We start from the raw sequence: 21745 nt of genomic DNA on the forward strand, positions 1-21745 counted from the left end.
AGGCGAGTCTTCAAGACGTACCGCGCGAAGCGCCCAGAACGGGCAGGAAGGTATCGGTGGTCAATGCCGTGGCATTGGCGTTGACATCCCCGCCATTCAGGTCATAGGCCCAGGCAGTACCGGCGCCCAATGTGTCGCCGGTCCAGAATGGATAATTCAGCCAGCCCAGGTACTGCGCCACGGGGCCGTTACCGGCGGAATACAAGGACCACAGTCGCTTGATGTCCACCAGGGTGACCGGGTCCAGGCTGGCGCTGGCGCAGACCCGGACCATCCCCTGCCAGTCAGCACCAGAACTCAAGTAATACAGTTGCCGGATACCCGAGATCGTCAGCGAATAGGCACGCGGTTGATTCAGGCTGTCGGTGGCCGTGATCGTGCATTGGCCATTGCCCCTGGCGGTCACTTCACCTGTCTGGGGATCGACATCGGCCACATAGTCGTCGCTGCTGGCATAGCGATAAGGCGGGCTGCCCCAGGTTGCTTCCCGTGTCATCCGGGCATAGGCCGGTACCGTCAATGGGGCTTTGTCGGCGACGGCGACATAGTGATGCTCGCTGAGATCGAGTTCCGCCGCGTCCCCGAACCCCACCGCGATTTGCAGCGGCAACTCATCCGAGGGCTGCGTGCTGCCATCGAGCATCAACACCTCATAACGGATGGGCACGACCCCCTCGACGTCGGCAACGAAATATTCAGCGTCGACGTAGAACACCACGTCCTTGATGTTCGTTCCGACCGGCAGCTCGTTCTCATAGTCGGGCCCGACAAACACGAACACTCTCTGCCAGTTGACGTCGGCGGCATCACGCCTGATCCGGACACGAGCCCCGTCCGGTGGGATATCGACAGGATCCAGGACGCCGTCGGGCGCTTCATCCACGGAGGGAGGCGGTAGGTTTACCACACGCTGGCCAGGGGTATCGGACATGGTGACACCTCGCAAAGACAGGAAGCCAGGCGCCCAGAGACGCCTGCTCGGATAAGCACGGAATATTCGGTTTACGAACCTACAGACGCATGCTCGGCCTGCGCCGCCAGCACCCTCGGTGCCGGTGGCGAGCGATAGTAGGACACGTTGCCCCGCAACTGTCCGTACACCGAATCGTTGTTGCCACCGCCAGTCGCATGTCCCCAGGCAACCACATCGCCACTGGCCGTCAACGCGACAAAGCCATGGGAATTGGCATAAAGGGCCTGAACATTGACCAGTCGTTGGGACGTGGCGCCGGGAATCGTTCCACCCACCACCGGATTACCCCAGGCAACGACGGTGCCGTCACTGCGCAACGCCGCAAACGCCTCGGAACTGCCGGCGATCTGTACGACCCCCGTCAACCCCGCCGGAGCGACGCCCCCCTCGTTGGGTCGTCCCCATGCGTCTACGGAACCATCACCACGACGCGCGGCAAACGCCCGCCATGTGCTGACCACTTCGACAACACCGCTATTGGGCTGCGGCGCGCCGCCTCCGCCATATTCCACCGAGCCCCAGCTCACCACCTGCTGGTTGGTATTCAGAACACAGAACGCCTGGGCATTGGCGCAAGCAAGCTGGGCGACTCCGGACAGCCCGCCAGGTAAGCTACCGCCGTAGGCGGGATTGCCCCAGGCCTCCACTCTGCCGCCGGTACGCAGGGCTGCGAAGGCCGCGAAAGAGCCTATGATGTCCACCACGTCATTAAGCCCTGGAGGAGCCGTTTCACCGTAACCGGCAATCCCCCAGGCCGCGACCGGATTGTTCAGACGACGGACCGCGAAAGCCTGGGAAGTGGCATAGACATTAGAGATATCGAGGTAGCTATTGATCGGTGCCGGCACCAGATCGTTGTCCCGGTTCGCCCCCCAGGCCACGACGCTGCCGTTGGTCTTGCGACCGCCGAAGGCGTTGCCATTGCCGACGATCTCGGCAAAGCCTGCAGCCGATACGCTTCCCATCCGACCACCTGCGGTCGGATCGCCCCAGACCCGCACCGTGCCCGAGCGGTCAACGGCCGCATAGGCGCTCTGGGTACAGCTCACATCGACGATATTGTTCAAAAGCGGAGCCGCGCCACCAAACGCCGGGTTTCCCCAACTCACCACATCGCCCCGATCGAGCAGGGCAGCAAAAGCCGCGCCGCCCTCGGTCAAGGTATCGACCCCATTGCCGAAGATATTCGCTGGGTTCAGCATCGCTTCCTGACTGCTCGAACGGACCTGCAACACCTTGGACGGCTGGATGTCGCGCCAAGTGGTAGCCGGCGCGCTCCAGGTGGGCTCATCCGCATACTTCCATTCAACCGCCAGCGGCTGCTGGGTATTGGCATGCAAGGCACTCAACAACTTGGAGCATCCTGAAGCCCGGTAGGTTGTGCGGTTGAAACGGGCACCCATGATCTTGAAGGGCTCCAGGACCACCGGTACGCCAACATGCATATTGAACGGCAGGGACGGCCCGGTGAGGGTTCCATTGCGATTGCGGGTATAGGTGACGGTCACGTCCGTGTTGATAAATCGCTGGACGTCAGTCGATGGAATCAAGAAGCGCAGGTAATTATTAGGCAGGTCATTCGCTGTGTAGGGTTTTTCTACAGAATCATACCGGGCGACCACACCGTTTTTATCCGTCCAGGTCACCACGATCCCATCGCCGACCAGCAATGCATTCCCCGGGACACGGGTCCAGACTTGCGTAATCAGCGAAGGATCCAACGTACCGCCTTCAGCCACCCCCTCCACGAGGGGAGCTGGCAGGTCCTGATCGGGTAGGCCGAGATGAATGTCCAGGCGCTTGACCGACGACCGGCTGAAGTTACCCAATTGATCGAACACCAGGAACTCCACCAGCGTGTTGGGATTGTCGCCCGCCTGTTGGAATGTGTCGGTGAACAGGGTGTTCACTTCCGGTATCGAGGCGTCGGCAATCTCCCACTCAACGGTGGCATTGCCCAGCAGGAAACGAATACGGTCGTAGTCACGGCGGTTGCTGTAGTTGAAACCGAATGCCACCCCTTGGGCCGCTCGCTCGGCGTTGACGCCATTGCTGACGACGTCGGGAGGAATCACCAGGTCCAGTCCATCGGGCGCCGGCTCACCGGGAGCCCGCAGGTGATAAAGCACGTTCAAATCCCTGGAGTTATCGAAGTCCCCACTCGGGCGGGTCGCTATGTAGTACAGCCGGTTGACGCCATTGAGCAACCGTCCCTGGGGCACATACAAACGCATGCGCAGTTGTTCCTCTCCCGGATTGACGGTGCCGCCAGCCACCGGAGTGGGATCGGCATTGACATACAAGTCGACACGATCGCCTTCCGCCATTGTCCAGCCACGACGCTGAAGCTCGTTCCACGGATCGATCAGGCATTCAAGGCCCCGGGGTTGGTCGTCGTAGAGACTTTTCGGAATGCCGCCATGAGCGAGATCGGGCGGTTTGATTGGAGACACCCAACCCGGAACGATCACAGGGTATAGTTCGAACAAATCGTTCAATGTGCTGGATTGGATATCCATCATGATCTCCTGGGGAGTGGCAGGCCGTTATCCTCTCGGGACGCCGTTATCACACTCCAGACCGGGGAGACTGGCTACTGTCAGAACTAACAGGTGTGGGGATATTCAGGACAAATGGTCGGTTGAATGGCTCATGGCTGTCATCGAGTTGAGCAAATCGTTGGCGAATCGGGCGCTGGATAACGTTGATCCGCGCTAGGGTTCGCTCCCTCACCACGGACCCACTCCAACTTTAGGCACACTGACCGCAAGATGCTAAGCTGCTGCCCGGCTGGCCTGGCTTGCGAGAGGTACCTCATGGAATTGGTGGTTCATAGCTATTGCCTGAAAGGCGCACGTCAGGAGCCTCTGCTTCCCCCCGTCACCCTGACACCGACTTCGTCGACCCTGACGGTCGCCGAGCTCATTCGCCTCACCGTTGCCGAACAGATCGCCGCGCTGTCGGTCCAGCACTGGCTGGAACAGGCGGCCGTGCGCGAGGTGCTTGATCGCCAGTACCTGAGCGAGCGGGACATCCGCCGGCAAGCCGGTGAAGGCGCAATCGTCATGCCGCAAGCCAAGGCATCCCCCCAACTGGACCTCGACGTCGAGATCGAGCGCGCCTTGAAGGGCTTTGAAAGCCTCGCATTCCGCGTCCTGCACAATGGCGTCATGCTGCAGAACCTGGATGACCTCATCGATGTGAGCCCTCCTTCCACGATTGCGTTTATCCGTCTGATGCCGCTGGTTGGCGGTTGATTCCTGTCGTTCATTTCTTCGGAACCCCTCATGCAATCACGTCGTCCTGTGCCCGACCAAGCCATACGCCTCGCTGCACTGGGAGCCTTCTGTGACAGCGCATTGGATACCTATCCCGAACTCAGTCGCCATGACGAATGCGAGCTCGATTTCTGGGATGGCATCGACTTCCTGCGCATTGCCAACGACTGGGTCAGGCAGCAGCCAGAGGAAGGCGCCAGGGCACTGGCCGACGGTTTTGTGTTCCCGACCGTCTGGGACGACTTGAAAGACCGTCGCGACCAACAGCGCTATGGCCTGCAATATCGCATCTGCGATGCGTGGATCACTGCTCACCCCGATGCTTACGCACTGGAGCAGATCGGTGCACGGCTGCAACACATGCTGCAATTTGCTTTCGAGGACAGCGACTATCCACTGCCCACCGGTGACGACGATCCTGCCTATTACCAAAGACGTCCGGAACACGCCTGGGCCTTTCCCGATGTGTCGGACTGCATCAACCGCCTGAGCAACTACCCGCCCACTCCGGCCTGGCAGACGTTCGCCGAATGGTTGCTGGACGGCAGTTGGAACCGTGTGCAGCCACCTTCCCCGCCTGATGAAGAGCAAAGGAGAGTCGCCGACGCGTATACCTACGTACACAAGGACATCGAGCGCATTGCTTTGGGCCTGATGGAAGCTGGCCAGTTCGATTACCCTCGCTTCGTCCGGGCAGCCAACACCTGGGGGCGCGCCATGATGTTCTATACAGACGACACGGGGCTCGACAGCGATGACCTGGAACTGAATCGGTACGCTGGTGAAACGTTCGACGAGGACGCCCCAGATGACGGGGCCCCTGAGGACGAGGGATTCAAGGCGGAACAACCTCAAAGTGAACATCCCCTGATTGAAGGGTCGGCCGACGTGCCACCCGAACTGGCGAATTTCACCGTTCGTTATGTCGAGGACGCCCTGGCCGGATTACCCGATAATGCCGAGAAGCTGGCCGACACCTTCCGTTCGGTGGAGGTCTATCAGACCCGCTGGGTGCTGCTGGCCCTGGCGGTCATCGAACGGCTGGGCATGACACCTGACACCTTTCATGAAAGCTTCGGCAATACGGCCGCGGTGCTCGAACGTTTCCTGTCGCTCCAGGCATTGCCCAAGGAGCAATCGTCGGAGCTGCTCGCCTCGCTGACCGGTTTTGCAAGAAATACCCTGCTGACCGCCCTGCCCTACGCCGGACACGCCAGCCGAGTGGTCCTCAACGCGCTCGGCTGGAGTGATCTGCAAGCCTTCCAGCGTGAATACCTGAACATCGCCCTCGCACCTCAATCCGGCTGGGGCAGCGACCTGCCCAATACGCTGGATGAAACCGTGGGTGTGGTGGACCGCTATCTGCTGGACAAAGCGCTGTCCGAGGCCGACCCGCAGCACCTGCACGACTACCTCGCCGCCCTCGCCCCCTCGCACTGGGCGTTTCCCGAAACCCGCGTGCTGCTCGACGCCTATCAGGGCATCGGCCGTCCCGCACTGGAAAAGAAGTTGACCCGCCACGCTCAGTCGGCAATGCGCATCTATGGGGTCTTCCCCATCACGCATCCGGATGACGTACGCCAGCGCTACCTGACGCTGAAGAAATTGCATAAGGAGGTACGCAAGTACGGCGCTCAACGACAGGCCAACTCCCACGCAGCGATTCAGGCGGGGCTGGAAAACCTGGCGCGTGTCGCCGGTTATCCCTCGGCGATTCGCCTGGAATGGGCCATGGAATCGGAAATCGCCGAATCCGCCCTGATAGCCGCCACCGTCGACGGTTATGACGTCACGCTGATGATCGACGGCTTGTCGCCCACGTTACGTATCTGCAAAGCCGGAAAGACGCTCAAGACCGCACCTTCGGCGATTCGCAAAAAACCTGACTTCATCGCCATCAAAGCCCAGCAGACCCAACTCCAGGAACAGATCGCACGCTTCTGCCGCACCCTGGAAACAATGATGAGCAGCGGCGAAGCCCTGGCTCTGGATGTCTTGAAAACCCTGTTGAAAATGCCCGCGGTTCGCCTACTGCTGGAACAACTGATCGTGCAAGCCGACAACACGGTGTTGGGCTGGCTCGACGGCACAACACTGACGGTCACCGACCTTGAAGGCCGTCAATATGCCATTGAACAGAACCTGCGCATTGCCCACCCTTTCCATCTGTTCGCGGCAGGACAACTGTCGGCCTGGCAGAAAGAAGTCGTTAATCATCGCCGTGTACAGCCGTTCAAGCAGGCTTTTCGCGAGCTGTACCTGCTAACACCCGCCGAGCGAGATACACGCTTGTGGTCCAATCGATTTGCGGGCCACCGCCTTAAAGGCAAAGTAGCCGCCCGGTTGCTGCAGGTCCGCAACTGGTCGACCTCAAGCGTCGAAGACATTTATTACGAGAGCAAAGAACACGGCATTTACGCCACCTTCAACTTTCTGGATACCGGCCACTACCTGTCAGAAACAGAACATTTCACCTTCGACACGATTGCGTTCTACCGCGACCGCAAAGCCCTGCCTCTTGAACAGGTACCGCCACTGCTGTTTTCGGAAGTCATGCGTGATGCCGACCTGCTGGTCTCCGTGGCCCACGCCGCAGACGGCTACAGCACCAGTCACGAAACCCTGCAGCGACGCGCCGAACTGGTCAGCGAGCTGATTCAGGGGCTGGGACTGCAAAACGTCAAATGTGAGGGGCATTTCCTACACATAACCGGCCAGCGTGCGAACTACCGCATTCACCTGGGCAGCGCAGCCATCCATATCGAACCCGGCAACTACCTGTGCATCGTGCCTGCTGGCGGCAGCGCCCCCGAGCTCTACCTGCCGTTCGCCGACACCGACAGGAAAATGACCGAAGTGCTGAGCAAGATGTTTTTGCTGCAAGACGACATGAACATCACTGACAGCCAGATATTGGAGCAGATACAGCGGGGGAGCTGATGGGCAGGGATATCGCATTCTGTACTAAGAATGCTCGCAAATAATTTTCTTACATCCCCAACCTACACAACTCCAAGACTCTTCTTACACATCATTCAATTGATGGTTTCTGTAGAACAACCCTATAGTTCATGCGTCGTCTTTAAGGACGATTTGGGTTTGGCGACCCGATGACAAATGTGCAGAAGCCTCCGTTAATTTGCGGAACGCCTCTGTGCGCAATATGCTGCTCTTCGGTGGCTGTGCGTGGGAGATCTTCGGATCTGCCGGTTTTACCATTTGTCCCGGTTCGCCAACCCACGTACGGCTACCACCTTTTTCGTTTGGCGACGATAAGAAGGTCTTCAATCAAATGGAGTTTGAAATGAATCGATACATGGCTCTTACCAGTAACGCCGACGATCAACCGCTGTTCGTCGACACGACCGCTCCCTTGCACGTTTTGTTGGATACGGCAGGTTATAGAATTCGCGCTGTCACCCAATTTTTAGAAAACCTCGCGATGCGAGGTGATATCCCCAGCGACTCGGTCATCCTTCAGGATTTTGCGCAGTTATGCTGCATTCCATTGAGAGACGGCTGCGATGTGCTGGATGTTGTCGCCCGACGATTGGATGCAGAGCCTGCTTAGTGTCATAGGGCCCTTTGCGGGCCCAACTTCGGCGGCGGGGCGGAAGAATCGATTGACGTGCCTTTCAATCTCTCTAGGTTTATTTCTTCTAAGCGACTGACCAGATGAGATAGAGCGCTTCCCAGCGGCGAAAGCCGTAACCGCGCAAGGCGGTTCGCAAGGGGTGTCTGGATCTGCTTTACCAAACACGAAAAAAAGCGCCTATGGCGTACTGCCGGTTAAAACTAAAGAATAAGGGAGATGCCCAATAAAGTTAGCCCGCCATGAAGCGTTCAGGCCATGCCTTGCTAAAAATGCAGGAAAACTTGCGATGGAGAGAAGTCATGTTTAAAGGCAATGTCGTCTCGTTTACCGAAAGAAAGGCGGGCATTCAAGCAGGTATCGAGTTCATTGATCTGCTTGATAGGGATATCAATGAAAATCCTGAAGGTATCCAGCCCATCCCTCGCGGCCTGTTGCAGCGAATTCAAGCAATTCGCAATCAGGCAGACAACAATCGTCGCCGCGAGCTTCAAGAAGGCTAGAGTGTTGGGGGACAGACCACGATTAGAAGCAGGCTGATTACAGATGAACTCACATCGTGGCCTGCTCCCAGTCTCCGCTGTCTGATCCACTCTTCAGACAGGTGAATGACTAGCCGCATGCCCAGGCTGCGCATGAAGATCAATGCCTAGCGCATGAATGACCTTGAGTACGGTATCGAATCTCGGTTTTGATCCGGGGGCGAATGCCTTGTATAAGCTTTCTCGTCCCATGCCGGAGTCTTTAGCGATCTGCGCCATGCCTCGGGCCTTGGCTACATAGCCGATCGCTCGGAGAAACTCCTCGCTATCACCATCAGCCAACACCTGAGAAAGGTATTCACTGATCGCTTCGTCGCTATCGAGTAGTGCCGCCATGTCGAATGTCGTCAGATGTTGGCTCATGCTCAAATCTCCTTTGCCAATTTCTTCGCTCGCCGGATATCAGCACTTTGTGAGGACTTATCGCCCCCGGCCAGTAGCACGATGACTACTCCACCGCGCATGGTGAAATAGACCCGGTAGCCAGCGCCTACATCCACACGCAACTCTGAAACACCATCACCCACAGGTTTCACATCGCCCAAGTTACCTGATGCGGCGCGATCAATGCGGCGGGCGATAGCGATTTTCGCTCGCAGATCACGAACCGATGAATGCCAGGCAGTAAACATCTGTGTTTGCTGGATGAGATAATTCATGGGCGAACCGTATCCAGTTGGATACTGAAAGTCAAGATGATGATGCTGATCATCCCTCCGTATTCTCAATCCGGGGTGGAGGGACCTGATGTAGAACTGGCGCAGCTGGCTGCTGACACAGTAGAAGCGCAAAGAGTGCCTGTAACGACAGTTATTTTACGTAGAATCTCTATGTAGAATTTCTTCCACAAAAAAGCCCCGTGACCTGAGTCTACGGGGCTTTACGTATAGTGGCGGAGAGATAGGGATTTGAACCCTAGGTACTGTCGCCAGTACAACGGATTTCGAATCCGTCCCGTTCGGCCACTCCGGCATCTCTCCAGTGGCGCGCATCATACCAGCACATTCGCCGGAAGCGAACCCCCGAGCGAATTTTTTTCCGTGCTATCAGATGCTTGCGTCGATTACAGCGGCACACCCAGACGTTGGGCAACTTCTTCGTAGGCTTCGATGACGTCACCGAGGCCCTGGCGGAAGCGGTCCTTGTCCATCTTTTTCTTGGTGGCCTTGTCCCAGAGGCGGCAACCATCCGGGCTGAATTCGTCGCCCAGGACGATGGAGCCATCGCTGAACACGCCGAACTCAAGCTTGAAGTCCACCAGCAGCAGGCCGGCGTCGTCGAACAGCTTGCTCAGCACTTCGTTGACCTTGAGGGACAGCTCTTTCATACGCGCCAGTTGCTCGGCGGTGCCCCAACCGAATGCCACGACGTGGGATTCGTTGATGAACGGGTCGCCCTTGGCGTCGTCCTTCAGGAACAGTTCGAAGGTGTAAGGGTTGAGCTTCATGCCCTCTTCCACACCCAGGCGCTTGACCAGGCTGCCGGCGGCGTAGTTACGCACGACGCATTCCACCGGGATCATGTCCAGTTTCTTGACCAGGCACTCGTTGTCGCCCAGCAGCTTGTCGAACTGGGTCGGCACGCCGGCGGCTTCGAGTTTCTGCATGATGAAGGCGTTGAACTTGTTGTTCACCATGCCCTTGCGGTCCAGTTGTTCGATGCGCTTGCCGTCGAACGCCGAGGTGTCGTTGCGAAACAGCAGGATCAAGCGGTCGGCGTCGTCGGTCTTGTAAACCGATTTGGCTTTGCCGCGGTAGAGTTCTTCACGTTTTTCCATGATGGGCTCCGCTTGCTAAGTAGATGGGCTAGGCGATATGTCGCCAGTCGAGCCCTGAATCTTGATCGGCCAGTTGCAGCCAGTCCGGGTCGCACCCGAGGGTGTCGACAAAACATTGCCGGGCCAGCTGCGGCAGGTTGTTCTTGCTGCTCAGATGGGCCAGGACCAGGTGTTGCAGGCCTTGCCAGCCCAACTCGGCCACCAGGTACGCCGCCTGGTGGTTGTTCAAATGTCCATGTTCCCCGCCCACCCGCTGCTTGAGGAAGTACGGGTAGTACCCACTTGCCAGCATGTTACGGCAATGGTTGGACTCGATCATCAAAGCATCGAGGTCCCGATAACTGTCCATGACCCTGTCGCAATACGATCCCAGGTCGGTCAACAAACCGAAACGCCGCTCGCCATCGCTGAACACATACTGCGTCGGTTCCCGGGCATCGTGGGCCACGCTGACCACGTCGATGTCCAGGGCGCCAATGCGCAATTGCTCGCCACCGGCCACGAAACCGGCTGGCTCGATGGGTTTGCGCAAGCCCTCCAGCGTTCCGCGGCTGAGGTAGACCGGCAGATTGTAGCGCCGGGACAGCAAACCCACGCCATGCACGTGGTCGGCATGTTCGTGGGTCACGAGTATCGCGTTCAGTTGCGCCGGATGCACACCCAGGCGCAGCAGGCGTTTCTCGGTTTCCCGCAGGGAGAAGCCGCAGTCGACCAGCACATACGTACCGGCGCTGGCTACCAGCGTGCCGTTCCCCTGGCTACCGCTGCCGAGAACGGCAAAACGCATCGGATCAGCCCAGGTTGTCCTGAATCATACCCAACACCTTGCGGGCCACTTCGGCCGGCGCCACGGTGTTGATGTTTTTCTCGACGGTCACCTGGACGTTGTCGCCCACCTTGCTCAGGCGAACCTGATAGCGCTCGGCGCGAGCCTCGATTTCTTCCTTGTTCGGCTTGCCGCCAAACAGACCACTGAAGAAGCCGGGCTTCTCGTCTTTCTTCTCGGCTTTTTCGGCGAGGTTGATGTAGTACAGGCCCAAGCTGCGGTTGATGTCTTCAACCCGCCATTCGCCCTGCTCCAGCGCGCGGCCAACACTCGACCACGCACGGTCCAGGTCGGAGCCGACGTTGAGCACCGGGTTGCCGCTGCCGTCTTCGGTCAGGCTGACACGATTCGGCGTGTCGAAATCACGGGAAGCCAGCATCGAAACCGAACCGCCCTGCTCGGCGGAACGGGTCATGCTCGCAAGCATGTCGTCCACCAGCGCAGCGTCGAGACCGGTATTGACCGAACGGTTGGTGAAGGCCACGTCGGCGGTGCTGCCGGCAGGTCGCTCGGCGCTGACCACATAGACTTCACTGGTGTTGCGCTGCACGCCCGGCTCGATACGCACCCGCACGCGGGACTCGCTGTCGCTGGCGACGCCGGCGGCACTCAGGCGCTTGCCCATGGCGGCGGACAACTCATCGGCGTGTTGCCAGGTGGTGGTGAACTCGCCAGTCTGCGGGCGCTGTTCATCAATGCGGAAACCGTTGTCCTGAAAGAACTGGATCGCCACGGGCCAGACTTCGGCCGGAGGGTGCTGGGCCATGACCCAACGTGAATCACCGCTCTTCTGCAGGGTGTAGTCGCTGGCATCGGCGATGGCCGACAGCGGCTGTGGACGAGGAACCTCGTATTCGCCTTTGACGGTGTCGTCGGCCACGTTACGCGGGATCGGCAGCAGCGGATCCAGGCGCTTGGCGACATGGACATCCGGCGGCAGTTGCATCGGTGCAGTCTGTTGCGCGTTCAGGTAATCGCTACCACGATCGCGGAAATAACCTTCCGGCCCCCAGATCCACCCACAGCCACTGGTGCTGGAGATAATCAAGGCAAGTGCGGAAAGTCCGGCAATTCGCTTCATGCGGTGTACTTCCTCAATTAAACCAGGACGCCGGACTGGCGCATGGCCTGCCGCAGCGGTTCGTGACAGGCGTTGCTCAGCCAGGTGAGTGGCAGGCGGATGCCTTCGTGCATCAGGCCCATTTCCACCAGCGCCCACTTCACCGGGATCGGGTTGGCCTCGATGAACAGGTCCTTGTGCAGCGGCATCAGTTTTTCGTTGATGGCCCGTGCGGTCTCGGCGTCGCCCTTGAGCGCGGCCTCGCACAGGTCGGCCATTTCCCGCGGCGCGACGTTGGCGGTGACGGAGATGTTGCCCTTGCCGCCCATCAGGATCAGCTCAACCGCAGTCGGATCGTCACCGGACAGCACGATGAAGTCCTTGTCCACGCCATCGAGGATGGCCTTGGCACGCTTCAGGTCGCCGGTGGCTTCCTTGATGCCGATGATGTTCGGGACGGTAGACAGGCGGATCACGGTCTCGGCCTGCATGTCGCAGGAGGTGCGGCCAGGGACGTTATAGAGGATCTGCGGGATGTCGACCGCTTCGGCAATGTGCTTGAAGTGCTGGTACAGGCCTTCCTGGGTCGGCCGGTTGTAGTATGGAACGACGAGCAGGCAGGCGTCGGCACCGGCTTCCTTGGCGTTGCGGGTCAGCTCGACGGCTTCGCGGGTCGAATTGGCGCCAGTACCGGCGATTACGGGAATGCGACCGTTGACCTGCTTGACCACGGCACAGATGACTTCGATGTGCTCGTTGACATCGAGGGTCGCCGACTCGCCGGTGGTGCCGACGGCAACGATGGCATGGGTGCCGTTTTCAAGGTGGAAGTCCACGAGTTTGCTGAGGCTGGCCCAGTCAAGACGCCCTTGTGCATCCATGGGTGTGACCAGTGCCACCATACTGCCCGCAATCATGAAACCGCTCCTGCCGGAAAAAGAGAGCCGTAATGGTACTGGCGCCAAGATGCTTGTACAAGCGAACTCCCATTCCCCTTGGCGATGGTTTTCGCTACCCTTCAGACTTTGATCGGTACCGACACGCTCACAGGCCGGTTCCCAGCCTCCGTTTTCGTCGCCACAAGCCCCGATCCTGCGTTTGTTCTGGCGTATTCCCCGCTGTTGCGGAATGCCGCGCAATCCCAGACGCAGGGCTTGAGTCTTCGTTTTCACAGGCCGGCGCCCGCAGGGAAGCTCAGGTATCGACCGCTCATCGCTTTAGGAATGCTGCATGTCCACCCCCACAGTCCGCGAACAATTCCTTGTCATCAGTGCCCTCGGCGCCAACCCCATGGAGCTGACCAACGTCCTGTGCCGCGCCAGCCATGAAAACCGCTGCGCCGTCGTGACCTCACGCTTGACCCGCCACGGCGAATGCAGTGCGCTCGTGCTTGAGGTTTCCGGCAGCTGGGATGCCCTGGCCCGCCTGGAAGGCAGCCTGCCGGTACTGGCCAAGAAGCACACCTTCACCGTCAACGTGGTGCGCAGCGCCGCGCTGGAAAACCGTCCGCAGGCCCTGCCATACGTGGCCTATGTGAGCTCGGCCTACCGGCCGGACATCATCAACGAGCTGTGCCAGTTCTTCATGGACCACCATGTCGAGCTGGAGAACCTCACCTGCGACACCTACCAGGCGCCGCAGACCGGCGGCACCATGCTCAACGCCACGTTTACCGTGACCCTGCCGGCCGGCACCCAGATCAGTTGGCTGCGCGATCAGTTCCTGGACTTCGCCGACGCGATGAACCTGGACGCGCTGATCGAACCGTGGCGCCCACAAAACCCAATGTAAGGAAGCGCCCATGGCCGTTGCCATCGACCAGCCGGTTACCGATTTCCAGGCGCCCGCCACCAGCGGGCAGACCATCAACCTCGCCGCCCTGAAAGGCCAGCAGGTGGTGATCTACTTCTACCCGAAGGACAGCACCCCGGGTTGCACCACCGAAGGCCAAGGCTTTCGTGACCAGTACGCACAGTTCAAGGCAGCCAACACCGAAGTGTTCGGCGTCTCCCGGGACAGCCTCAAGTCCCACGAGAACTTCAAGTGCAAGCAGGAATTTCCGTTCGAGCTGATCAGCGACAAGGACGAAGCCATCTGCCAGTTGTTCGATGTGATCAAGCTGAAAAAGCTTTATGGCAAGGAATACCTGGGCGTGGATCGCAGCACGTTCCTGATCGACAAGAACGGCGTGCTGCGCCAGGAATGGCGCGGGGTGAAAGTGCCCGGGCATGTGGATGCCGTACTGGCGGCGGCGCAGGCGCTCGATAAGGCCTGAGGCTTTTTATTGCCTGTCGGGCCCCATCGCGAGCAGGCTCGCTCCAGGGTCCTACACAATCCATGTGGGAGCGAGCCTGCTCGCAATGGGGCCATCAGCCTCACCTGATAAGTCAGCTAGAGCAACGGCGCCACCACCGGCTCCTTGCTCGGCCACGCATCCAGCACCGCCTTGAACAGCGTCGCCAGGGGAATCGCAAAGAACACCCCCCAGAATCCCCACAACCCACCAAACAACAGCACCGCGCAAATGATCGCCACCGGGTGCAGGTTCACCGCTTCGGAGAACAACAATGGCACCAGCACATTGCCGTCCAGCGTCTGGATGATTCCGTAGACTGCCATCAGGTAGATGAACTGGTCGCTCCAACCCCACTGGAACAGCGCAATCAACGCGACCGGGACGGTCACCACCACCGTGCCGACGTAAGGCACCACCACCGATACTCCCACCAGCAGCGCCAGCAACGCGGCGTAGTTGAGCCCGAGGGCCACGAAGCCGATGTAGGTCACGCCACCGCAGATGAACACCTCGATGACCTTTCCGCGAATGTAGTTGGCGATCTGGCGATTCATCTCCTGGGCCACCCGGGTGATCAGCGCCCGCTCACGGGGCAGGTAACCACGAACCCAGCGGCCGATCATTTCCCGGTCCTTGAGAAAGAAAAACACCAGGATCGGCACCAGCACCAGGTAAATCATGATGTTCACCAACAGCGGCAGGCTGGACAATGAAAATGTCAGAGCCCACTGACCGAACTTGCCGATCTGGCCGCGCACCACTTCGATGGTCTGGAGCACCTGCTCGTCCGATACCAGATGCGGATAACGCTCGGGCAGCAGCAACAGCAGGGACTGCCATTTGGCGAGCATGCCTGGCAATTCGTTGAACAATGTCACCAACTGATGCCAGAGCAGTGGCACGATCAATACGACGAACACCACCAACAGCCCCATGAACAGGGCAAACACCAGGCCCACCGCCACGGTGCCGGGCAACCGCAGGCGCTCCAGCGTCGTCACCAGTCCTTGCATCAGGTACGCCAGCACCATCCCCGCCAGCACCGGTGCCAGCATGCCACCCAAGGTAAGGACAGCGGTGAACCCCAGGAATAGCAGCACTGCCAGCACCACCGCTTCCTCGTCGGAGAAGTAGCGCTGAATCCAGTCGCGTAGCACTTTGAACATTAAAAATCCTTAAGCAACATCATCGGTTATTCAGGCTTTCTTCAGCCAGTAACGGTAGACACCGTTATCGTCTTCTTCATGCAGCAGCGTATGACCGGCCAACCGGGCGAAGGTGCGGAAATCACGCTGGGAGCCCGCATCCGTGGCGATGACCTTGAGCACATCGCCACTGGCCAGGCGGTTGAGCTCCAGCTTGGCCTTGAGCAATGGCAACGGACAATTCAGGCCGCTGGCGTCCAGTTCGGCATCGTGGGCTACAGCATCGGTCATGGATTCACTCCGCAGCAGGTCGTAGAGCCGCCTAGAATATCTGGTCCCGGGCCCGGTGTCCGGCTACAGTAGGGTCTTTGTCGACTAAGGCCCCGTGCATGACATTTCTGCGCCCCACCCTGCTGACGCTCGCTTGCCTGCTCGCCTCACCAGGCTTCGCTGACGACCTGCCGTCACTTGGCGATGCCAGTTCTGCCGTTGTCTCGCCAGAGCAGGAACACCAGCTGGGTCGTGCCTGGCTGGCCCTGCTGCGCAGCCAGGTCCAACAACTCAACGATCCACAGCTCAAGGATTACGTCGAGACCAGTGTGTACAAACTGGTGGAAACCAGCCAGGTCAATGACCGCCGTCTGGAATTCATTTTGATCAACAGCCCGCAGCTCAACGCCTTCGCCGCACCTGGCGGGATCGTCGGGGTCAACGGCGGCCTGTTTCTCAACGCCCAGACCGAAGGCGAATACGCCTCGGTGATGGCCCACGAACTGGCTCACCTGTCGCAACGCCACTTCGCCCGCGGCGTCGAAGCCCAGCAGCGCATGCAAGTACCCATGATGGCTGCGCTGTTGACCGGTATCGTGATTGCCGCCGCCGGCGGTGGTGATGCGGGGATCGCCGCAATCGCCGGGACCCAGGCAGCCGCCATCCAGGAACAACGGCGCTTCTCACGCCAGAATGAGCAGGAAGCCGACCGCATCGGTATCCAGAACCTGGAAAAGGCCGGCTACGATCCACGTTCCATGCCGACCATGTTCGAGCGTCTGATGCGCCAGTACCGCTTCGACGCCAGGCCGCCGGAATTCCTGCTGACGCACCCGGTCACCGAGTCCCGGATCGCCGACACCCGCAACCGGGCTGAACAGGCCAAGCCGGGCGGCATAGAAGACAGCATGCGCTACCAGCTGATTCGCGCACGGGTCCAGTTGACCTACGAGGAAACCCCAGGCCTGGGCGCCAAGCGCTTCCGAGCGCAACTGGATGAAAACCCCAAGAACGACGTGGCCCGCTATGGCCTGGCGATTGCGCAAATCAAGGGCGGCCAGTTGAACGAAGCCCGGCAGAACCTCGCGCCCCTGCTGGCCAAGTCCCCCAACGAAATCATCTACAACCTGGCCCAGGTCGACCTGGACATCACCAGCAACAAGCTTGCAGACGCTCAATCCCGCGTCGATCGGATGCTGACCCAATACCCAGACAATTACCCACTCAATCAGGTGCGTGTCGACCTGCTGCTCAAGCAGAACCGCCCCGCCGACGCCGAGAAAGCCCTGGAAACCCTGCTCAAGAACCGTCCGGACGATCCGGATGTCTGGTACATGGTGGCCGAGACTCGCGGGCTGTCGGGTAACATCATCGGCTTGCACCAGGCCCGCGCCGAGTACTTCGCCCTGGTGGGCGACTACCGCCAGGCCATCCAGCAACTGGACTTCGCCAAACGGCGCGCCGGTACCAACTTCCCACTGTCGTCACGTATCGATGCCCGGCAGCGGGAGCTCATGGAGCAGGAGCGTATGGTCAAGGACATGATGGGCTGAGGGTGACCGACTTGTGGGAGCGGGCTTGCTCGCGAATGCGGTGGATCAGCTTGAACTGATGTTGGATTTGATGCCCCCTTCGCGAGCAAGCCCGCTCCCACATCAGCCATGTGTCCGCCAATGGATGCCCCATTCACCGGGCACAAAAAAACCGCCTCTCTCGAGGCGGTTTTTCATTGCATTACCAACCGATCATTCGGCCAGCTTGAAGGTGATGAAGCTCGCACGTCCCTGACGCAGGACCCGCATCGAGACCGAGCGATTCTTCGGCAGGGCCTTGGCGATCTCGGTGAACTCCTTGGTGGAGCCAATCGCCTGGTTGTTCAGATGCGTGATGATGTCACCGGGTTGCAGACCGATGAGGGCGGCAGGACCATCCTGCACTTCCTTGATCACCACCCCACCCTGCAATTCCAGGGCTTTTTTCTGCTCGGCCGTCAGCTCGACCACTGCCACACCCAGGCGATTGCTGCTGCGCTCGACGCCGGACTTGGGTTGCGATTCCAGCTCCGCACCTTCTTCAGGGATGGCACCGACCGTCAGCTCGATGTTCTTGCGCTTGCCCTCGCGGATCACCTCCAGGTTGGCCTTGGCACCGGCCTTGAGGGCACCCACCAGGTGTGGCAGGTCGGCGGACATGATGATCGGCTGGTCATTGAGCTTCAGGATCACATCACCAACCTGCAGGCCGCCCTTGGCAGCCGGACCACCTTCCTGGATCTGTGCCACCAGCGCACCCGCCGGTTTCTCCAGCCCGAACGACTCGGCCAGGTCCTTGTTCACTTCCTGAATGACCACGCCCAGCCAGCCGCGACTGACCTTGCCTTCGCTTTTCAACTGGTTGGACACGTCCATCGCCACATCGATCGGAATCGCGAAGGATACGCCCATGAAACCGCCCGAACGGGTATAGATCTGGGAGTTGATGCCCACTACCTCACCGGACAGATTGAACAACGGGCCACCGGAGTTGCCCGGGTTGATCGGCACGTCGGTCTGGATGAACGGAACGTAGTTTTCGTTCGGCAGGCTGCGACCGATCGCACTGACGATGCCCTGGGTCACGGTGTGGTCGAAGCCGAATGGCGAGCCAATGGCCACAACCCACTGGCCGGCCTTCAGGTCCTGGGACTTGCCGAGCTTGAGCACCGGCAGGTCCTTGCCGTCGATTTTCAACAGCGCCACGTCGGAGCGCGGGTCGGTACCGATCAGCTTGGCCTTGAGCTCGCTGCGATCGGCCAGGCGCACCAGAATTTCGTCGGCATCGGCGATCACATGGTTATTGGTCAGGATGTAGCCGTCGGGCGAAATGATGAAACCCGAGCCCAGGGACTGCGCTTCGCGCTGGCGACCACCGCCCGGCGAACGCGGTTGCTGCGGCATTCCGCGCTCGAAGAACTCGCGCAGCATGGGCGGCAACCCTTCCAGATCCGGCATCTGCTGCTCCGAGACGCGGCGATCCGGCAGCTTCTGGGTGGTACTGATGTTCACCACCGCAGGCGAGGCGTTTTCGACCAGCTGGGTGAAGTCAGGCAAGCTGTCCGCCACGGCGGGAACGGCCTGGCCGAGCACCAGCACGGTGGCAAGGATGGAGAAATAGGTTTTCAAGCTTGGTATCGACATACGGCTCCCGTTACGACGAGCAGGGTTAAGCGATATGGAACAAGAAATACCGGTGGGAAGACACTCCGGTTTCATCGCTCCGGAAAAACAGGCAAGGACAGAGCCGAGCGGCTCTGACCTAATAGAAAAAAAACTGAAGTTTTGCAAATGAAAATGCTGACAGGAAGTTTCGGCATTTCGATCAGGACCGAACCACCGAGGCAGCACGTTACTGAGTCGCCGTGGCATCGGAACGCATCGAAAGCGCGATCCGTTCTGCCGTACCAATCGGGATTTCACCGACCACGGTCACCATCATCTCGCCCTGAGGTGTGGTGAGGCGACGAGAGACGGCCGCCGTCGGGCCAAGCTGGGTACGCGTGTCGGTGACGTTCGCGCCATTCAGCGGCTCCAGGAACACCGAGAAACGAGCCAGACCATCGTCGTACATCAGGCTGCTGACCTGTACGCTGGTCTCCGGGTCCTTACGCACGGCACTGTTGGTCAACTCGAAGCCAGGGGGAAGCCAATCCGAATGCCAGGTAGCTTTCGCCACGGCAGCCTTACTGGCGTCCTGGACGATTGCCTTGCACTCAGCGCTGGCTTGCAGGTCGCTGTCCGTCGGCTCGGCAATGTTCAGGCGCGTGAACTGGAAACGTTCGAGCAACTGCCCCTTGTCGTTAAGCAACAGGGACTTGAGCGGCAGGCCGGTCTCTTTGTCCAGATGCAGCTCAAAGCCGTAGCGATGCTGGTCCTTGGGCGTCAGGGAAACGATGACAGCCGGTCGCCCGGCCACGCGCGACTTGCCGATGACGGCAAGGTCGTACCAATTCTTGAGTTTTTGCGGATCAAGCGCACGGGCTGCGCCCTCGGTATTCCCAATCCCTGGGATAAAGGCACCACTGACGCATTGAGTATGTCCATCGATGCGCAGGACTTCCTGCGCCGAGCCGTCCTGCTGGAGCAACCGCTCCCGCACCTTCCCATCCTGGACACGATGCCAGATGTTATGGGTAGAAAAACTACCGTTGCGCTCGTAAACGAAGGTGCCTTGGAAGCTTTGCTGTTGCTCGGCCTGGCCCAAACGATTCAACCAGTCCTGAGCCTCATCGGCGTACGCTGGGACGGCACACCAGCCACCCAGCAGCAGCGTGAAAAGAGGTATGGCGCGCAAGGGTTGTCCTTAACGGTTTTCCAGACTGGCCGCACGGGCGTAAGGCAATGCGCTTTCAGTCCCTTTCAGGGCAGCCTGTTGGGCATGCTGACGCAGGTAGTTGGGCAGACGCTGGTCGTGCCAGCCTGGCTGACCCTGCAGAACGCCGTTGACCATGGGACCGGCGGCTTCCGAGCTTTCGTTGTAACCGGCCAATACCGCTGGGCCCTTGACCTGTGGAGCGACCAGGCCTGGCTGGTTGGACTGCTGTGCCATCTGCACACCGGCGATTTCATCCTGGTTGTACAGACGTACACCGGCCAGAACGGCAACGGTTACCGAAGCGGCCACTGCCAGACGACCCAGGCTGCGCCATGGGCTACGGGAAGCTTTTGCCGGTACGGCTTCGTCAGCCAATGCAGCAGAAACGGCCGCAGCGATGTCCAGGCGCGGAAGCAGCAGGTCCTTGTGCATGACAGCCCGGGCGATCTGGTAGCGAGCCCAGGTCTCACGGGTTTCAACATCGTCAAAGGCATTCAATACCCGACGTAATTCCAGTTCGTCCGCTTCGTTATCCATCACTGCGGACAGCGATTCCTGCAGGGCTTCACGACTCATGGCGTTCCTCTCTTGGCTATCGCCGCTGTCTTTAGTTTTCCTGCAACAACGGTTGCAGGGCTTTATCGATGGCCTCCCGGGCGCGGAAGATCCGGGAGCGCACGGTGCCTACCGGACACTGCATGACGCTCGCAATGTCCTCGTAACTCAGACCGTCGAATTCACGTAAAGTTAACGCCGTACGCAAATCTTCAGGCAGTTGCTGGATGGTCCGATGGACGGTGCCCTCGATCTCATCCCGCAGCAACGCTCGCTCCGGGGATTCGAGATCCTTGAGGCCATGATCGCCATCGTAGAACTCTGCGTCTTCGGAACTGACATCGCTATCCGGCGGCCGGCGGCCGCGTGAAACCAGATAGTTTTTCGCCGTGTTGATGGCGATGCGGTAAAGCCACGTATAAAACGCGCTGTCCCCGCGAAAATTACCAAGTGCGCGATAGGCCTTGATGAAGGCTTCCTGAGCGACATCCTGGGCTTCATGGGTGTCGTGCACAAACCGCACGATCAACCCGAGAATTTTGTGCTGATATTTCAGCACCAACAGATCGAAAGCTCGCTTGTCGCCGCGCTGAACACGTTCGACCAGCTGCTGATCCTCTTCCTGGGTTAGCATGAACACTCCTCGATAAGCTCGAAGGAGGCTTGCATGACTAATTGACCGGACTTGCAAACATAGACTCGGGCTTTTCGCAAAAGTTCTCCCCCTTCAAGCAAGTTTCCGGCGTGCTCTGATCCGGCACGCACGAAAAACGCAGCACGAGATTCCCCGGCTGCGCGAATAATCTGTCACCGGGCCTGCTGGCAAAGACTCTCAATCGAGGTCTTGCACCAACCCGATGCTGTTCCCTTTTGCAGACAACCGTCTATTGAACGTGGGCGATCAGCAAAAGTTCCCGCCATTTACAGCCATTAAAAGCAGACATCGGGCAACCGTGACGAGATCAGCCGCGTTTATCCTCGAAAAGGCGGCCTCGTCACCCATCGGCGAAAAAACCGATCCGACGAAGCGCATCGCCTTTCTGTCACGTTGGTTTCACATTGCCATGAATGCCCGGCTATT

Annotated in this window: 21 protein-coding genes and 1 tRNA gene; 7 read left to right on the top strand and 15 right to left on the bottom strand. The window is 59.4% G+C overall.

What is annotated here, in order from left to right; all coding sequences use genetic code 11:
- Positions 1 to 10: 10 nt before the first annotated feature.
- Together FBY02_RS16135 and FBY02_RS28420 are read right to left on the bottom strand one after the other, a co-directional pair.
- Positions 11 to 931 (bottom strand): Ig-like domain-containing protein, encoded by a 921-nt coding sequence (locus FBY02_RS16135; RefSeq protein ID WP_144929155.1) that lies wholly within the window; start codon positions 929 to 931, stop codon positions 11 to 13.
- A gap of 71 nt (positions 932 to 1002) precedes the next feature.
- Positions 1003 to 3492, bottom strand: a complete 2490-nt coding sequence (locus tag FBY02_RS28420) for a hypothetical protein (protein WP_256662529.1) — start codon at positions 3490 to 3492, stop codon at positions 1003 to 1005.
- Between the two features lie 297 nt (positions 3493 to 3789).
- Between FBY02_RS28420 and FBY02_RS16145 the strand changes: the two genes are divergently transcribed.
- The 4 genes from FBY02_RS16145 (at position 3790) to FBY02_RS16160 (ending at position 8346) form a co-directional block, all read left to right on the top strand.
- On the top strand, positions 3790 to 4230 hold the full coding sequence (locus tag FBY02_RS16145) for a hypothetical protein (RefSeq protein ID WP_144929157.1): 441 nt from the start codon (positions 3790 to 3792) through the stop codon (positions 4228 to 4230).
- 30 nt (positions 4231 to 4260) lie between these two features.
- Positions 4261 to 7191 (top strand): DUF4132 domain-containing protein, encoded by a 2931-nt coding sequence (locus tag FBY02_RS16150; RefSeq protein WP_144929159.1) that lies wholly within the window; start codon positions 4261 to 4263, stop codon positions 7189 to 7191.
- A gap of 364 nt (positions 7192 to 7555) precedes the next feature.
- The gene (locus tag FBY02_RS16155) at positions 7556 to 7822 is read left to right on the top strand and encodes a short-chain dehydrogenase (RefSeq protein ID WP_144929305.1); all 267 of its coding nucleotides are present in this window, start codon (positions 7556 to 7558) and stop codon (positions 7820 to 7822) included.
- 263 nt (positions 7823 to 8085) lie between these two features.
- Positions 8086 to 8346 (top strand): hypothetical protein, encoded by a 261-nt coding sequence (locus tag FBY02_RS16160; protein ID WP_144929161.1) that lies wholly within the window; start codon positions 8086 to 8088, stop codon positions 8344 to 8346.
- 93 nt (positions 8347 to 8439) lie between these two features.
- On the opposite strand, the gene FBY02_RS16165 is transcribed toward FBY02_RS16160, so the two are convergent.
- From FBY02_RS16165 to dapA, 7 genes are all read right to left on the bottom strand, one after another.
- A complete protein-coding gene (locus FBY02_RS16165) occupies positions 8440 to 8748 on the bottom strand; it encodes an addiction module antidote protein (protein WP_144929163.1) in 309 nt (102 codons plus the stop codon).
- A 2-nt stretch (positions 8749 to 8750) separates the two neighbouring features.
- Entirely contained in the window at positions 8751 to 9044 is a 294-nt protein-coding gene (locus FBY02_RS16170; RefSeq protein ID WP_144929165.1) for a type II toxin-antitoxin system RelE/ParE family toxin, read from the bottom strand.
- Positions 9045 to 9275: 231 nt separating this feature from the next.
- Positions 9276 to 9365: transfer RNA gene (locus FBY02_RS16175), tRNA-Ser, on the bottom strand.
- Between the two features lie 83 nt (positions 9366 to 9448).
- A complete protein-coding gene (gene purC / locus FBY02_RS16180; RefSeq protein ID WP_016963914.1) occupies positions 9449 to 10162 on the bottom strand; it encodes a phosphoribosylaminoimidazolesuccinocarboxamide synthase in 714 nt (237 codons plus the stop codon).
- Positions 10163 to 10190: 28 nt separating this feature from the next.
- Positions 10191 to 10949: an MBL fold metallo-hydrolase gene (locus FBY02_RS16185; protein WP_144929167.1), complete on the bottom strand. Its 759-nt coding sequence runs from the start codon at positions 10947 to 10949 to the stop codon at positions 10191 to 10193.
- Between the two features lie 4 nt (positions 10950 to 10953).
- Positions 10954 to 12069: an outer membrane protein assembly factor BamC gene (gene bamC / locus FBY02_RS16190; RefSeq protein WP_144929169.1), complete on the bottom strand. Its 1116-nt coding sequence runs from the start codon at positions 12067 to 12069 to the stop codon at positions 10954 to 10956.
- A gap of 17 nt (positions 12070 to 12086) precedes the next feature.
- Positions 12087 to 12965 carry a 4-hydroxy-tetrahydrodipicolinate synthase gene (gene dapA, locus FBY02_RS16195; protein ID WP_144929171.1) on the bottom strand — a complete coding sequence of 293 codons (879 nt, stop codon included), beginning with the start codon at positions 12963 to 12965 and terminating at the stop codon, positions 12087 to 12089.
- 313 nt (positions 12966 to 13278) lie between these two features.
- On the opposite strand from dapA, the gene FBY02_RS16200 reads away from it, so the two are divergent.
- Both FBY02_RS16200 and FBY02_RS16205 read left to right on the top strand, forming a co-directional pair.
- Positions 13279 to 13839: a glycine cleavage system protein R gene (locus FBY02_RS16200; RefSeq protein ID WP_041020812.1), complete on the top strand. Its 561-nt coding sequence runs from the start codon at positions 13279 to 13281 to the stop codon at positions 13837 to 13839.
- Positions 13840 to 13849: 10 nt separating this feature from the next.
- Entirely contained in the window at positions 13850 to 14323 is a 474-nt protein-coding gene (locus FBY02_RS16205) for a peroxiredoxin (RefSeq protein ID WP_144929173.1), read from the top strand.
- A 116-nt stretch (positions 14324 to 14439) separates the two neighbouring features.
- Here FBY02_RS16205 and FBY02_RS16210 read toward each other — a convergent pair whose 3' ends face one another.
- Positions 14440 to 15510 (bottom strand): AI-2E family transporter, encoded by a 1071-nt coding sequence (locus FBY02_RS16210; RefSeq protein WP_144929175.1) that lies wholly within the window; start codon positions 15508 to 15510, stop codon positions 14440 to 14442.
- Between the two features lie 30 nt (positions 15511 to 15540).
- On the bottom strand, positions 15541 to 15780 hold the full coding sequence (locus FBY02_RS16215) for a sulfurtransferase TusA family protein (protein WP_047701765.1): 240 nt from the start codon (positions 15778 to 15780) through the stop codon (positions 15541 to 15543).
- A gap of 98 nt (positions 15781 to 15878) precedes the next feature.
- Here FBY02_RS16215 and FBY02_RS16220 point away from each other — a divergent pair, with 98 nt between their 5' ends.
- Positions 15879 to 17312, top strand: a complete 1434-nt coding sequence (locus tag FBY02_RS16220; RefSeq protein WP_144929177.1) for a M48 family metalloprotease — start codon at positions 15879 to 15881, stop codon at positions 17310 to 17312.
- Between the two features lie 192 nt (positions 17313 to 17504).
- On the opposite strand, the gene FBY02_RS16230 is transcribed toward FBY02_RS16220, so the two are convergent.
- The 4 genes from FBY02_RS16230 to rpoE form a co-directional block, all read right to left on the bottom strand.
- On the bottom strand, positions 17505 to 18935 hold the full coding sequence (locus tag FBY02_RS16230) for a DegQ family serine endoprotease (RefSeq protein WP_144929179.1): 1431 nt from the start codon (positions 18933 to 18935) through the stop codon (positions 17505 to 17507).
- Positions 18936 to 19143: 208 nt separating this feature from the next.
- Positions 19144 to 20088, bottom strand: coding sequence for a MucB/RseB C-terminal domain-containing protein (locus tag FBY02_RS16235; RefSeq protein ID WP_144929181.1), 945 nt, complete (start codon positions 20086 to 20088; stop codon positions 19144 to 19146).
- A 9-nt stretch (positions 20089 to 20097) separates the two neighbouring features.
- Positions 20098 to 20685 (bottom strand): sigma-E factor negative regulatory protein, encoded by a 588-nt coding sequence (locus FBY02_RS16240; RefSeq protein ID WP_144929183.1) that lies wholly within the window; start codon positions 20683 to 20685, stop codon positions 20098 to 20100.
- Positions 20686 to 20716: 31 nt separating this feature from the next.
- The gene (gene rpoE, locus FBY02_RS16245) at positions 20717 to 21298 is read right to left on the bottom strand and encodes an RNA polymerase sigma factor RpoE (RefSeq protein WP_003172477.1); all 582 of its coding nucleotides are present in this window, start codon (positions 21296 to 21298) and stop codon (positions 20717 to 20719) included.
- Positions 21299 to 21745: the final 447 nt, after the last annotated feature.

Source organism: Pseudomonas sp. SJZ078 (genome assembly GCF_007828255.1).
In the GTDB taxonomy this organism is placed as follows: Bacteria; Pseudomonadota; Gammaproteobacteria; order Pseudomonadales; family Pseudomonadaceae; genus Aquipseudomonas.